Annotated in this window: 13 protein-coding genes and 2 pseudogenes; 7 read left to right on the forward strand and 8 right to left on the reverse strand. The window is 67.7% G+C overall.

Going from position 1 to position 13161, the window contains the following annotated elements; all coding sequences use genetic code 11:
- A partial coding sequence (locus BN4348_RS44345) for an inositol monophosphatase family protein (protein ID WP_328589014.1) occupies positions 1–285 on the reverse strand: 285 nt, incomplete at its 3' end.
- A gap of 181 nt (positions 286–466) precedes the next feature.
- Between BN4348_RS44345 and BN4348_RS44350 the strand changes: the two genes are divergently transcribed.
- Positions 467–1024 (forward strand): hypothetical protein, encoded by a 558-nt coding sequence (locus BN4348_RS44350; protein WP_066913784.1) that lies wholly within the window; start codon positions 467–469, stop codon positions 1022–1024.
- Positions 1025–1038: 14 nt separating this feature from the next.
- On the opposite strand, the pseudogene BN4348_RS44355 reads toward BN4348_RS44350, so the two are convergent.
- Positions 1039–2101, reverse strand: a pseudogene (locus BN4348_RS44355) (thiolase family protein).
- Between the two features lie 98 nt (positions 2102–2199).
- Between BN4348_RS44355 and BN4348_RS44360 the strand changes: the two are divergent.
- Complete coding sequence (locus BN4348_RS44360; RefSeq protein ID WP_066913786.1) at positions 2200–2592, forward strand: DoxX family protein; 393 nt, start codon at positions 2200–2202, stop codon at positions 2590–2592.
- A 91-nt stretch (positions 2593–2683) separates the two neighbouring features.
- Here the strand turns inward: BN4348_RS44360 and BN4348_RS44365 are convergent, their stop codons facing one another.
- Entirely contained in the window at positions 2684–3268 is a 585-nt protein-coding gene (locus BN4348_RS44365) for a TIGR03086 family metal-binding protein (RefSeq protein ID WP_084454230.1), read from the reverse strand.
- Between the two features lie 116 nt (positions 3269–3384).
- On the opposite strand from BN4348_RS44365, the gene BN4348_RS44370 reads away from it, so the two are divergent.
- Positions 3385–4272 carry a DMT family transporter gene (locus BN4348_RS44370; RefSeq protein WP_066913788.1) on the forward strand — a complete coding sequence of 296 codons (888 nt, stop codon included), beginning with the start codon at positions 3385–3387 and terminating at the stop codon, positions 4270–4272.
- 315 nt (positions 4273–4587) lie between these two features.
- Positions 4588–5331, forward strand: coding sequence for a sensor domain-containing protein (locus BN4348_RS44375; protein ID WP_066913790.1), 744 nt, complete (start codon positions 4588–4590; stop codon positions 5329–5331).
- A gap of 160 nt (positions 5332–5491) precedes the next feature.
- Here the strand turns inward: BN4348_RS44375 and BN4348_RS44380 are convergent, their stop codons facing one another.
- Positions 5492–5722 (reverse strand): hypothetical protein, encoded by a 231-nt coding sequence (locus BN4348_RS44380; RefSeq protein WP_066913792.1) that lies wholly within the window; start codon positions 5720–5722, stop codon positions 5492–5494.
- 89 nt (positions 5723–5811) lie between these two features.
- Positions 5812–7746 carry a molecular chaperone HtpG gene (gene htpG / locus BN4348_RS44385; RefSeq protein WP_066913794.1) on the reverse strand — a complete coding sequence of 645 codons (1935 nt, stop codon included), beginning with the start codon at positions 7744–7746 and terminating at the stop codon, positions 5812–5814.
- Positions 7747–7838: 92 nt separating this feature from the next.
- Here htpG and BN4348_RS44390 point away from each other — a divergent pair, with 92 nt between their 5' ends.
- Positions 7839–8471, forward strand: coding sequence for a TIGR03085 family metal-binding protein (locus BN4348_RS44390; RefSeq protein WP_066913796.1), 633 nt, complete (start codon positions 7839–7841; stop codon positions 8469–8471).
- Between the two features lie 129 nt (positions 8472–8600).
- Entirely contained in the window at positions 8601–9512 is a 912-nt protein-coding gene (locus BN4348_RS44395) for an NAD(P)H-binding protein (protein ID WP_066913798.1), read from the forward strand.
- Between the two features lie 16 nt (positions 9513–9528).
- On the opposite strand, the gene BN4348_RS44400 is transcribed toward BN4348_RS44395, so the two are convergent.
- The 3 genes from BN4348_RS44400 to BN4348_RS44410 form a co-directional block, all read right to left on the reverse strand.
- A complete protein-coding gene (locus BN4348_RS44400) occupies positions 9529–11079 on the reverse strand; it encodes a class I adenylate-forming enzyme family protein (protein WP_066913800.1) in 1551 nt (516 codons plus the stop codon).
- Positions 11076–11870, reverse strand: a complete 795-nt coding sequence (locus tag BN4348_RS44405; protein ID WP_066913804.1) for a thioesterase family protein — start codon at positions 11868–11870, stop codon at positions 11076–11078. Before BN4348_RS44405 ends, BN4348_RS44400 begins: the two co-directional genes overlap by 4 nt.
- 135 nt (positions 11871–12005) lie before the next feature.
- Positions 12006–12719 (reverse strand): VIT1/CCC1 transporter family protein, encoded by a 714-nt coding sequence (locus tag BN4348_RS44410; protein ID WP_066913806.1) that lies wholly within the window; start codon positions 12717–12719, stop codon positions 12006–12008.
- Positions 12720–12928: 209 nt separating this feature from the next.
- On the opposite strand from BN4348_RS44410, the pseudogene BN4348_RS60835 reads away from it, so the two are divergent.
- Positions 12929–13161, forward strand: a pseudogene (locus BN4348_RS60835) (chitin-binding protein); the annotation flags it as partial.

Here is a 13161-nt window from a genome sequence, read left to right on the forward strand (position 1 = left end):
GTCGTCGCGCCCGAGTTCGGAGAACTCCCGCGTCCCGTCGAGTGGATCGACGATCCATACCCGCTCCGAACGCAGCCGCACCGGGTCGTCGGCGCCCTCTTCGGAGAGCACCGCGTCGTCGGGTCGCTCGCCGGTCAGCGCCTCCATGAGGTAGTCGTGGGATCGCTTGTCCCCCGCCGCTTTCCGCTGCCCGGCCTCGGCGTCGGCAAACTCCTCCCGAACCGAAAGCAACAGCCGCCCCGCCTCGGTCGCCAGCCGCGCGGCCAGCGCGTGATCGTCGTTCATCCGCTCTCCATACAATCTGCAAAAACCTGAATAAGTTGGTCGTGATGACCAACTTTACCGTGCCGTGAAATCTTGCCCCAGTCGCCACCCGGGCCCCGCACTTCTGCCATAACCTGGTGAGGTGAGCGGGGGCAACGTCTCATCATCGAACAGGGTGCGGTTTCCGGGGGGACACCTGGGAATGGCCGGTGTCATCGCGGCCGTTGTGCTCCTCGGTGCGCTCGGTTTCGGCGCGGTGAAGCTGATCAGCGGCCACCAAAGCGCGTCGCCGCGGCCCACCACCCCACCGCCCCCGCCGACGTACTTCGCCATTCCGGGCTGCTACAACCCGTCGGTTCCGCCGGTCGAGCGTCCGAGGAAGCTCAACGTCCTGGGATGCGCAAGCGTAGCCGTTGCGCTGCAAGACATGTCGTGGACCTCCTGGGGGCCACAGGGCGCCGACGGGACCGGTACCGCCGTCTTCAAGATCTGCGACCCGAACTGCGCGGCCGGGTATCAGCTCACCGACCCGGTCGTCGTACACGCGTGGAATGCGCAGCCGCCACGGCCCGATGCGATCTGCCAGGCGGGGCTGAAGATCTTCTCCGACCTGGTCTTGGCCTTTCCCAAGGCGACCCCGCCGCCCACCGCGCAGAAAATGAACGCCCAGTACAACGGGATGCCCGCGGTGCATTACGCCAATTACTCGGGTGCCAACAACCGCGACGCCCAATTCATCGGCTACACGTTCTGCAACTGAGCGGTCGCGCGGCCTCAGACCTCGATGACGACCGCGCCACCCTGGCCGCCGCCCGCGCACATCGCGGCGACGCCGATGCCGCCGCCCCCGCCGGCCCNACGCCGCGATCGGCACGGAGGCGAACGCTTCGTTGATCTCCCACAGCGCCACGTCGTCGACCGAAAGCCCTGCCCGCTGCAGCACCTTCGCGATCACCTTGACGGCGCCGAGGCCGGTGTCCCGGGGTGCCACACCCACGGCGGCCCACGCCTTCACCGTGCCCATCACGTTCAACTTCTCGGCGAGAGCGTAGTCGCGGTCGACGAGCGCGACCGCGGCCGCGGCGTCGTTGGTGCCGCTGCTGTTGCCCGCGGTGATCGAGAACCCCTCGATCTCGGGGTGCAGCACCTTGAGCGCGGCGAGCTTCTCGATGGTGGTGTCACGCCGGGGATGCTCGTCGACCGAGAAGTCGGTCACCGATCCGTCGATCTGGGTGATCTTCAGCGGAACGATCTCGTCGAGGAACTTCCCGGCGTCGATGGCCGCGATGGCGCGCTGATGCGACCGGGCGGCCCAGGCGTCCATCTCCTCGCGGGTGATGCCGACGGCCTGCGCGGTGTTCCACCCGACCGTGATCGACATGTCCTTGGTCGGGGCGTCCGGGGTTTCGACGTGCGTGGGGGGCAGCCAGCGCTCCTCGAACTTGAGCTCGGGGCCGGGGATCCGCTGATTCATCAACGGCGTCATCGACAGCGACTGGACGCCGCCGGCGATGAGCACCCGCTCCATCCCGGAGCCGATCTGCGCGGCGGCGTTGCCGATGGCGGTGAGGCTGCCGGCGCAGTGCCGGTTCACCGCCTGGCCCGGGATGTCCTCCATGCCGGTCGCGGCGGCCGCATAGCGCGCCAAATCTCCCCCGCCGTAATGAGATTCGGCGAAGATGATGTCGTCGATGGCCGACGGGTCGATGCCGGACCTGCGCACCACCTCGGGCAGCACCGTGGTGATCAGCGTCTCGGGCGGCGTGTTGACCAGCGCGCCCTTGAAGGAGCGGCCGATCGCCGTCCTGGTGGCTCCGACGATGACGGGTGTGGCCATGTTTACCTCGAAGTGTTGGGTGCCAAGTTTACGGGAATCGCCTCAAGTGTAACGCCACGTCCCGACCCGCAATCCACCGGTGCCGCTACGCTCGCGCAATGACCACCACACCCCTTATCGGACGTGACACGACTCAGACCGCGGCATATCGAGTTGCGGTGATGCTGATGGGCATCGGTACCGTCCACTTCCTGGCGCCCAAACCGTTCGACACGATCGTTCCCGCCGAGCTGCCGGGCGACGCGCGGCTCTACACCTACGCATCGGGCGTCGCCGAGATAGCCGTCGGCGCGCTGCTGGTGCCGCGGCGCACCCGGCGGCTGGCCGCGCTGGCCGCCGTCCTGCTGTTCGTCGGGGTGTTCCCGGCCAACATCAACATGTGCCGATTGTGGTGGGACAGGCCCTGGCCGATGCGCATCGCCGCGCTGGCCCGGCTGCCGCTGCAGATTCCGATGATCACCACCGCCCTCAAAATCAGGCGCAATAGCTGAGTTTTTTCACCCCACCACATCAGTCCCGGCCGGGTAGCGCGTGACGCGTGTCAAGTAATCACATCTCAAACCGACTGGTGCACAGGCGAAGTCATCCAGCGGAGACTGAGCGCCCGAGGTAGGCCATCAGCCGGGCGGTCGGCGTAGAGCCCGCCGGCGCGGGTCGCGGCGGTCCGAAGCCGCCGGGTCGCCGCAGCATCTCCTCCGGCAGCGACTCCACAAGCCCGCGGCACAGCACCAGCAGGTCCTCGGGCAGCTCGATGAGCCGGCCCTGTGAGAACTGCACGTCCCAGCTGTGCATGGCGAGGTCCGAGACGGGAAAGGCCAACGCCCGGTGCAGCGGAGCCTCGCCACCCGGCGATGGTCGCATCGCGCGCATGTCGGCTCCCGGCAGCGCGTCTTTCAGCCGCACCGCGAGCTCGCGAAGCCGCGCGGCCGGGTTGTCGCAGACCCAGTCGGCCGGCCGGGACGGGCCGTCCCACAGCTTTCCGCCTTCGACGAGCGTCACGATCTTCGCTGCGCTGCCGGTAGCGTGACCGACCAGGTCGCGCATGCTCCAACCCTCGAGGTTGGACGGCTGTCCCCAGCTCTCCGGTGGGATCTGGTCCACCGCGTCGATGAGCAGGTCCAGCGCCTCGGCCGCCAAGCCGCCGATCCGTGCTGTCGCGTCCTTCATGAGCGCATCCGCATCAGGAGCCTTCGGGGTCGCCATGAACACCGACTTTTCGCCGCATACCGCCCGACGGTCTAGGGTCGCAAGTCCCAAGGTGGGTTGATTCGCAGGAGGTCCTCGTGGGCAGGACGGGCATCGCGGCACTGCTCGCGATCGGGGCCGCTTTGATGATCGGCATCGGGGACGTCCTCGAACAGCGTTCCGCCCAACAGGTCACCGGCAAGCCGGTCGGCACTTTCGCCTTGTTCCGTCGGCTGCTGCGCGACCGGCGATGGTGGACGGGCAGCCTGGTGGCCGCCGCCGGGTTCGGTCTGCAGGCCGCGGCGCTGGGCCTGGGTTCGGTGGTGCTCGTGCAGGCGCTGTCGGTGACCTCGTTACTGTTCGCGCTGCTCATCAGCGCGAGGACCAACCACCGCAGGATCACTCGCCGGCAAGGGATTTGGGCCATGCTGCTCGTCGCCGCCGTCGCGGTCGTGGTGACGGTCGGCAACCCGCAGGCCGGCAACCCGCGGGGGTCTGTTGAGACGTGGACCATCGTGGGCCTGATCATGGGCCCGGCGCTGATCCTGTGCGTGATCGGCTCTCGGGTGTTCTCCGCTTCGGTCGGGGCGCTGTTGCTGGGGCTGATGTCCGGCTCGCTGTGGGGCCTGTTCTCGGTGTTGACCAAGGGCGTGGTCGACCAACTCGACCGCGGCATCCCGGCATTGCTGCGCCTCCCGGAGCTGTACGTGTGGGCGGTGCTGGCCATCGCCGCCACGGCCTGGGAGCAGTCGGCGTTTCGGGCCGGCCCGCTGACGGCGTCGCTGCCGGCGGTCACCGTCGCCGAGCCCGTCGTGGGATCGGTTCTCGGCGTCACAGTGCTGGGTGAGACGCTCAGCACCAGCAGCGTCGCCGTGACCGCACTCGGGTTATCGGTCGCCGTGATGGCCGCGGCGACGATCGCGCTGGCGCGCAGCCAGGCCGCCGGGGCGCCGCAGTCAGACCTTCCCCGAACCGATGCGGTGTAGTGTGCCGCCCGGGGTTCGACGTGGGCGAATTCCCATACGCCATAAGGTGTCTCGTGCCGTTCGAGCAAGCGGCCCGCAAGATCTAGCAGCGCCGCCCATTCCGCGTGGAGGCCGTCGGGGGTCACTGACACGCAGGTATACGCCGGTGAGGTGACCGCCACGATCGGTGGCACCGAGTCGAATTCAATTTCGGGCACACCACACTGTGTCGGGAGACGCTGCCGTATGCTCCATCCGCACCACCTCTGAAGAGCCGACGCGTGAGGGTGCGCGAACTGCTTGAGGAGCCAACTCAAGCACGAAGGGCACCCAACCATGCGCAAGCTGACAGTCGCCGTCGCCGCCATCGGACTATTGGTCGCGGGCTGCGACAGCGGGAACGGGGGCGGCACCGCGTCGTCGCCGACGACCAGCACGACCCCGTCGAAGGCGCCCCTGGCGCAGGCCGCGTTGATCAATCTCATGCTCACTCCGCCCGAGATCGACGGCGCGGTCGGCGGCACCGGAACGACGGTCGCCGACAAGTCCGACACGCTGCCGGACGACAGCACCTCGCCCTATCCCCAGGGTTACAAGTTTCCGGCCGAGTGCCTCTACATTCAGCACCCCGGGGAGGCCACCGTCTACGCCGGCAGCGGGAACACCGCCGCTCACGGGGAACGCAGCAACACGCCCCTCCCGCCCAATTCGAACGACCCGGACCCTGAGGTGACGCAGGTGCTGGTGTTGTTCCCCTCCGCCAAGGAGGCGAGCGCCTTCTTCACCGCCTCCACGCAGCGCTGGCCCGCGTGCGCCAACCGCCAGGGCACCATCCCGGGCGACGGGGACGCCCCCGAGATCCAGTGGAAGTCGGGAGCGGTCAGCAACGCCGACGGCGTCTTGAGCACCACCGCCGCCGTGAGCGCGACCAGGAACGGCGCCACCCTGTCCCAGAACTGTCAGCGGGCCTTGACCGTGCGCAACAACGTGGTCATCGATGTCGACGCGTGCCGCACGGACCCCGCGGGCCTGGCCGTCACGATCGCCAACCAGATCGCCGCCAAGGTCGACAAGCAATAACCTGTCGCACAAGCGATTTAGGTAGCGGGGGCCGTATGCCCGATGGCCATCCGACGTTCAGAACTCGGCTGTCGTCATTCCCCGCGGAGAATTGCTTCATCGCGCCTTTTCCGAGGACGCGAATGTTCATGTGCTATAGGGTTTTTGGTGCTGCGGTCGGCTAACGCGGATTACGGCGCCGGACAACCGCCGGGCGGCGGCTCGCCACGGCGGTGAACCCCTCGGTGTCGTCGAAGAACGCCCACTGCCCGTCGTCGTCGACCTCCATGCGCCAGCCCAGCTCGGAACTGCCGATCAAGCCGGTGAACCACACGTGGGCGTCCTCCGCGCGGTCAAAGTTCTTTGCCGCCACGACCTCGCCATGTGGACCGACAATTCGAAACGTGGCCATGAGATGTGATTATCCCCCGCACCGGGGTTTCAATCACGTGTGTGTTTGCTGTGACCTTTGTAAACGCTCGATGACCGCGCGCGAGGTAGTCAGATTGTGCGAGCCAGGCGGTCGGCGAGCAACCCGGCGAAGCGTGCCGGATCTTCCAGCGCGCCGCCTTCCGCGAGAAGCGCCGTGCCGTAGAGCAGCTCGGCGGTCTCGGCGGCCACGGTGCGGGCCGCATCATCGGCCGCGTTCCTGTGGGCGTCCCGCAGGCCAGTGACGAGCGGATGATTCGGGTTGAGTTCGAGGATCCGCTTACCCACCGGAACGTCCTGCCCCGTGGCGCGGTAGAGGCGCGCGAGCGTCGGCGTGATCCCGAAGGCGTCGGTGATCAGGCAGGCCGGTGACTCGGTCAGGCGCGTCGACAGCCTCACCTCCTTGACGTGCTCGCTCAAGGTCTCCTTCAGCCAGGCCAGCAGGTCGGCGAACTCCTTCTCCTGCTCCTCGCGCTCGGCCTCGCTCTTGCCCTCCTCGGAGTCGAGGTCCACCTCACCCCTGGCCACCGACTGCAGCGGTTTGCCGTCGAACTCGTCGACAACTCCCACCCACACTTCGTCGACCGGGTCGGTGAGCAGCAGCACCTCGTAGCCCTTGGCGATGAACGCCTCCAGGTGCGGTGACTTCGTCAGCTGCTGGCGGGTCTCGCCGGTGGCATAGAAGATCTGCTGCTGCCCTTCCTTCATCCGCTCCACGTACTCGGCCAGGGTGGTGGCCTCCTCCTCGCTGTGGGTGGAGGCGAACGAGGAGACTTCCAGCAGCAGGTCCTTGTTGTCGGCGTCCGACAGCAGCCCCTCCTTGATGGCTCTGCCGAACTGGGTCCACAGCGTGCGGTAGTCGTCCGGCCGCTCGGACTGCAGCTCCTTGATCGTGGACAGGATCTTCTTGGTCAGCCGGCGACGGATCGCCTTGATCTGCCGGTCCTGCTGCAGGATTTCGCGAGACACGTTGAGCGACAGGTCCTGTGCGTCGACGACCCCCTTGACGAAGCGCAGGTATTTCGGCAGCAGCTCGTCGCAGTCGCCCATGATGAACACGCGCTTGACATACAACTGGATCCCGACGTGGGAGTCGCGGTCGAACAGGTCGAACGGGGCGTGCGACGGGATGAACAGCAAGGCCTGGTACTCGAAAGTGCCCTCGGCCTTCATCGCGATGACCTCGAGCGGGTCGTCCCAGGCGTGCGCGATGTGCTTGTAGAACTCGTTGTACTCCTCGGCGGAGACCTCGTCCTTGGGCCGGGCCCACAGCGCCTTCATCGAGTTGAGCGTCTCGGTCTCGACGGTGACGGTCTCCTCGCCACCGTCCTCGGTGGCAGGCGTGCGTTGCTCGACCTCCATCTGGATGGGCCACGCGATGAAGTCGGAGTACCGCTTGACCAGGTGCCTGATCTTCCACTCCGCGGTGTAGTCGTGCAGCTCGTCCTCGGCGTCCGCGGGCTTGAGGTGCAGCGTGACCGCGGTTCCCTGCGGGGCGTCGTCGACGGACTCGATGGTGTAGGTGCCCTCGCCGCTGGACTCCCACCGGGTGGCCTCGCTCTCGCCGGCCTTCCGCGTCAGCAGCTCGACCTTGTCGGCGACCATGAAGCTCGAGTAGAAGCCGATGCCGAACTGGCCGATCAGCTCCTCGGAGGCCGCCGCATTCTTGGCCTCCCTTAGCTGCTGGCGCAGCTCGGCGGTGCCCGACTTGGCCAGCGTGCCGATCAGGTCCACCACCTCGTCGCGGGTCATCCCGATGCCGTTGTCGCGCACGGTGAGCGTCCGGGCACCCTTGTCGACGTCGATCTCGATGTGCAGGTCGGAGGTATCGACGTCGAGGTCCTTGTTGCGGAACGCTTCCAGCCGCAGCTTGTCCAGTGCGTCGGAGGCGTTCGAGATCAACTCCCGCAGAAACGAATCCTTGTTGGAGTAGACCGAGTGAACCATCAGATCCAGCAGCTGGCGGGCCTCGGCCTGAAACTCCAACTGCTCGACACGTGCGCTCATGACATTCCCTACATTCCTGCCCCGGACATGACGTTTCAAATTTACCGAGATGCGCATGGTCCACGCGCACGGGCTGCCCCTACCCTGATCCCATGACCGTTGCTCAACGCGAACGTGCCGCCCTCGTGGACACCATGCGCGCCGTCGGGCCGGATGCGCCCACCCTGTGTGAAGGTTGGACGACCCGAGACCTGGCGGCGCATCTGGTGATTCGGGAGTACCGTCCCGACGCCACGCCGGGCATCCTGATCCCGTACTTCGCCTCCCATACCGCCAAGGTGCAGGACGAGGTGGCCGGGAGGAACGACTGGGACGAGCTGCTGGGCAAGGTCGCGTCCGGTCCGCCGGTCTACTCACCTTTCAAGCTGCTCGACCCGGTGGCCAACGTCGCCGAGATGTTCATCCATCACGAGGACGTACGCCGCGCGCAGCCGGACTGGGAGCCGCGGGTGCTCGAACAAGGGCTGTGCCGGTCCCTGCGCCGCACGCTGTCGCTGATGGCCCGGCTGACGCTGGCGAAGGTCCCCGGGCGGGTGGCCCTGCGCATCCCGGAGGGAAAGACGGTGCTGACCGCCGGCTCCGGCAAGTTCCATGGCACGACGGTCGTGGTGACGGGTGCGCCCGAGGAGCTGCTGCTGTTCTCCGTGGGGCGGCAGGCTCGGGTCGAGTTCGACGGCGACGCGGCGGCGGTGCGGGCGGTCCGCGACGCGCCCAAGGGGTTGTAGGCGCGGCGGTACGTCAGCCACTGTCTCGAAGGTGCCACCCGAATCGAAAACTTGATAGCGCTGCACTGGGCGCAGGCGGGAACCGCGGATGAATCGCTGGGGTGATTAACTCATCGTTGCCGGTCAGTCATGAGCGGGGCGCTGTACCTGATCACGGGTGCCGGCGGCGGCACCGGCGGCGTGAGCCGGCTGGTGATCGAGCAGCTGTGCGGGCGCGGCGAACGCGTGCGCGCACTGGTCCACCGCGACGATGCGCGGGCCGACCCGCTGCGCGACCTCGGCGCCGAGGTGGTGGTCGGCGATCTGACCGATCCGCGAAACGTCGTCGATGCCATGAGCGGAGTCGACCGGATGTTCTTCTCCATGAGCGTCTCTCCGGACTACCTGCAGGCCACCGTGGTGGTGTGCGATGCGGCATTGGATTCGGGTCGCCTCGAGGTCCTCGTGAACATGTCGCAGATGACGGTTTCGCAGATGACATTGACCAGCACCGGCGAATCGCGTCAGCACCGGTTGCACTACCTCGCCGAGCACGTCCTGAACTGGTCGGGGGTCCCGCTCGTCCACGTCAGACCGACTGCGTTCCTTGACAACCCGATCTTCACGCTGTTCGCGGCTCCGTCGTTGCGAGAGCGAAACGTCTTGGCGCTGCCTTTCGGCCGTGGCCGGACGTCGCCGATCGCCGCCACTGATGTAGCGCGCGTCGTCGCAACCGTACTGGCGGATCCGGCGGAGCGCATCGGCCACGTATACGAATTGACCGGACCGGAAAGCCTCGACATCGCCGGACTCGCCGCGCAGTATGCCCGCGGACTGCACCGGCCCATCACCGGAACCGATGTGGCGCATGACGTGTGGGTCGAGGACGTCCTCAAGCCGCTCGGCCTGCCCGCGCACCTCCAGCAGCACCTCGCCACGATGGCACAACTGCATCGCGCGGGCCGCTATGACCGGGCCACCGACGACGTGGAAGAGATAACGGGAACACCGGCTTTGACCGTCGAGCAATACATCGCCGCGAACCCGCAGCTCTTTTCGTGAGGCGGCGTGCCGATGTTCAGCCGAAAGTTTCACGCAGCTCTTTCTTGATCACCTTGCCGAACTGGTTGCGCGGCAGCGCATCGACGATCACCACGCGCTCGGGGTGCTTGTAGCGGCTCAGGCCTTGCGAACGGCAGTGCTGCACCAGGGATTCCAGCGAGACATCCGCACCTGGCACGGGCACCACCACCGCGCAGACCCGCTCGCCGGTGCGCGGGTCGGGCACCCCGATGACCGCGACGTCGGCGACGGCCGGGTGGGTGGCCAGCGCATTCTCCACTTCGAGGGCCGAGACGTTTTCGGCATTGCGGATGATCGCATCCTTGATCCGGCCCGTGACGCGGACGTTGCCGTCGGCGTCGATCAACCCGAGGTCGCCGGTGCGCAGCCAGCCGTCCGCGTCGAACGCGTCGGCGTCGAGGGCGGGGTCGGCGTAGCCGAGGAAGCATTGCGGTCCCTTGAGCCTCAGCTCGCCCTCCTGCCCCACCGGCAGCTCCCTTTCCCTGCTGCCGACCACCCGGACGCTGACCCCGGGTCCCGGCGTGCCCACGGTGTGGTCGAGCACCTCCGGCGCGGCCGTCAGCGACGGCGAGGTGGCCACCGGAAATTCGGTGAGTCCCCACGCGTTGGCGATTCCGGGCACCCCGAAGGTTTCGCGGACCTGATGTCCCAGTTCCGCGGTGATGGGCGCCCCGCCGGCCAGGCCGCCCCGCACGAACGGGAACAGCAGCTCATCCCCGTGGCGCCGCTGGGCCTGAAGGAACGCCAGGAAAAACGGCGTCGCCATGCCCAGGAACGTCGGGCGGTGCGCCGCAATCGCCAGCGGCGTGGTGGCCGGGTCGAACACCTCGAACAGCGCCAACCGCATGCCGGTCTGCAGGGCCGCGGCCAGCATCACCGCGCCACCGATGTGGGCGATGGGAAAAGCGACGGGATCCACGTCGCTGCCGGCGATTCCCATCTTGTCCACTAAGCCGGCCGCGGGCGCCATCACCGACGCGTCGGCATGACGGATCCCCTTGGGAGACGCGGTGGTCCCCGACGAGTAGTAGATCCACCGCGTGTCCCTGGTGGGCCCCGGCGGCGGCCCGAGGGCATCGGCGCCGGCGCGGGGCAACCGAATCTCACCGCGCGCCGGCGGCGTGGCCAGGTCGACGGCGATGACCTCGAAGCCGCGCTGCGCGGCAAGTTTCCGCGCCAGCCCACCGTAATCGAATCCGTGCCAAAAATCCGGTACCACAAGGTATTCCGACGACAGCTGGGCGGTGATGAAGCCCACCTCGTGCTCGCGCAGTATCGGAATGATCGGGTTTTGGACGGCGCCGAGTCGCGCCAATGCCGCCATGACGACGGCGGCCTCGATAGTGGTTGGCAGCTGCCACGACACGACGGTCTCCGCGCCTATCCCCCGTTGGGCGAACGCGGCGGCCGTCGTGCACGCCGCGTCGTGGAATTGGCGCGCCGTCAGGCTGCGTCCGTGCTCGTCGGCGAGCAGCGGCAGTGGCGACCCGCGCCGCGCCGCTTCGGCGATCAGACCCCAATAGGTGGCGTCGGCCCCAACCGTCATCCGGCCGGCGGCTTGGAGATGGGACGGAATCCGGAGTGCGCGATCGCGACGGACACGGAGCTGCCGATGGGGCCCGTCCGGTCGACCAGAACGGCCGAACCGGTGGCCACCCCGTCGTGGCTGTAATGCGTGAGCGAGGACAGACCGATGTATGGCCCTTGCGGCAGCCGGGTCAGCGTGAGGGTGTAGTCGACGTTGATGAACTGCAAACCGTTTGTGCCCCAATTGGCCAGCGAGGCCGTGATGTCGGCACCCATCGCCGCGCGGGTGAACGCGCTGAGCGGTTCGCCGTCGATCAGCGAGCGCGTCTCATACAACCAGGTGTGTTTCGGCCCGAAGGTATCCGCCCAGTCGGGATCGGGATTCTGAATTTCGGTGCCCCAGCCGTAGGTCCGCATGAAAAGCGACGGTTGGGCGTCGTCGTCGATGGGGAGCGGCGGCATCTGGACCGCCGGCGACCACACGTCCCCCTCGGGTTGCGGTCCGCGCCGCAGGAACAGCGCGCTGCCCCGTGCGACCGGGGCCCCGCGCTGGGTGAGAACGGCCTCGACGAGCCGCAACCGGCGGCGGTCGTGGTGCACTTGCGTGTGCACCTCGATCGGTTCCAGGGCGGTGGGTGCCGGAAGGTCGACGGTCAGGCGGGCGGGTTGCAGTTCCGGGTCGTCGACGGCGCGTTCGACCGCCCAGCCCAGCAGGCCGCCCACCACGTGCCCGCTGATCGACGGACCCCAGCCGCCGCGCGCGATTTCGTTTGGCACGAAACGGCTTTCATCGCGCAGAAAGTAGGGCATCTGCGCGGCCGAATCCACGGCATCCGGCACGATCTTTGTCTCGGTCAATGCACGACTCTCTCGGGTGGGGACGGCAACGGTAGATATTACAGTTTCCGTTCCAGTCCCGATTCCCGGCGGCATTCACCGGGACGATCAGGCGATCGCGGCGCCGACCAGATGACCGATCGCGTAGGTCACCGCCAACGCAAGCCCGCCGCCGATGACATTGCGCAGTACCGCCCGGCCCTGCGGTGCGCCGCCCAGTCCCGCCGACACGGCCCCGGTGAGCACCAGGGCCAGCAGGACGGCCACGACGGTGGCCGGGATCCGCCACGCCGCCGGGGGCGCCAGGATCACGATCAACGGCAACAAGGCGCCCACCGTGAACGACAGCGCCGAGGATAACGCCGCCTGCCAGGGATTGGTGAGCTCGTCGGGATCGATACCCAGCTCGACCTCGGCGTGAGCGAGGAAGGGATTGTGGTCGGTGAGCTCCTCGGCGACGGTGCGCGCGGTCGCCGGCGACAGGCCCTTGCCTTCATACAGCGTGGCGAGCTCGTCCAGTTCCGCGGTCGGGTCGTCGCGCAACTCCTGAAGTTCCTTGGTCAACAGAGCCTGCTCGGTGTCGCGCTGGGTGCTGACCGAGACGTATTCACCCAGGGCCATCGACACGGCCCCGGCCGCCAGCCCGGCGATTCCGGCGGTCAGGATCGGGGCGCGTTCTACCGTCGCCGCCGCGACACCCACGACGATGCCCGCCGTGGAGACGATGCCGTCGTTGGCGCCGAGCACCCCGGCGCGCAGCCAGTTGAGCTTCGAGGAGACCGATCCCACATGGGGTTCGGCCGGATGGGATGTTTCCGACACGACCGCCACGATATACCGGAAAATGCCTCCCGACCAGCCAATATAGGCTTGCCAAAGCGAGCGCAGGCTTGCCTAATTCACCGTGCTGGGTGACGGGGCGCCGCCCAAAAGTTGCGCATGGGCCCGTCACAGCTGATCCATAGACGGGCTATTTAGCGTGTGGGTTGTTGGGGGGTTCTCGGAACTCACTTATAGACAGGTGAAGGACCATGAAATTAAAGCAATTGATCGCGGGGGGAACCATCGCCGGCGCTCTCGGCGCGGCCGCATTGGGCATGGGCGCCGGTTCGGCGTTCGCCGCTCCGGGACCGCCGCCGCCGGCCCCGGGTAACCACGGCGGCCCGGCGCCCGGGGATCACCGCCCGGCCGGACCGAATGATCCGGGCGGACCGGGCGGACCGGGTGGCCCCGGCGGACCCGGCAATCCCGGCGGGCCTCCCGG

It is taken from the genome of Mycobacterium interjectum (assembly GCF_900078675.2).
Lineage (GTDB): Bacteria > Actinomycetota > Actinomycetes > Mycobacteriales > Mycobacteriaceae > Mycobacterium > Mycobacterium interjectum.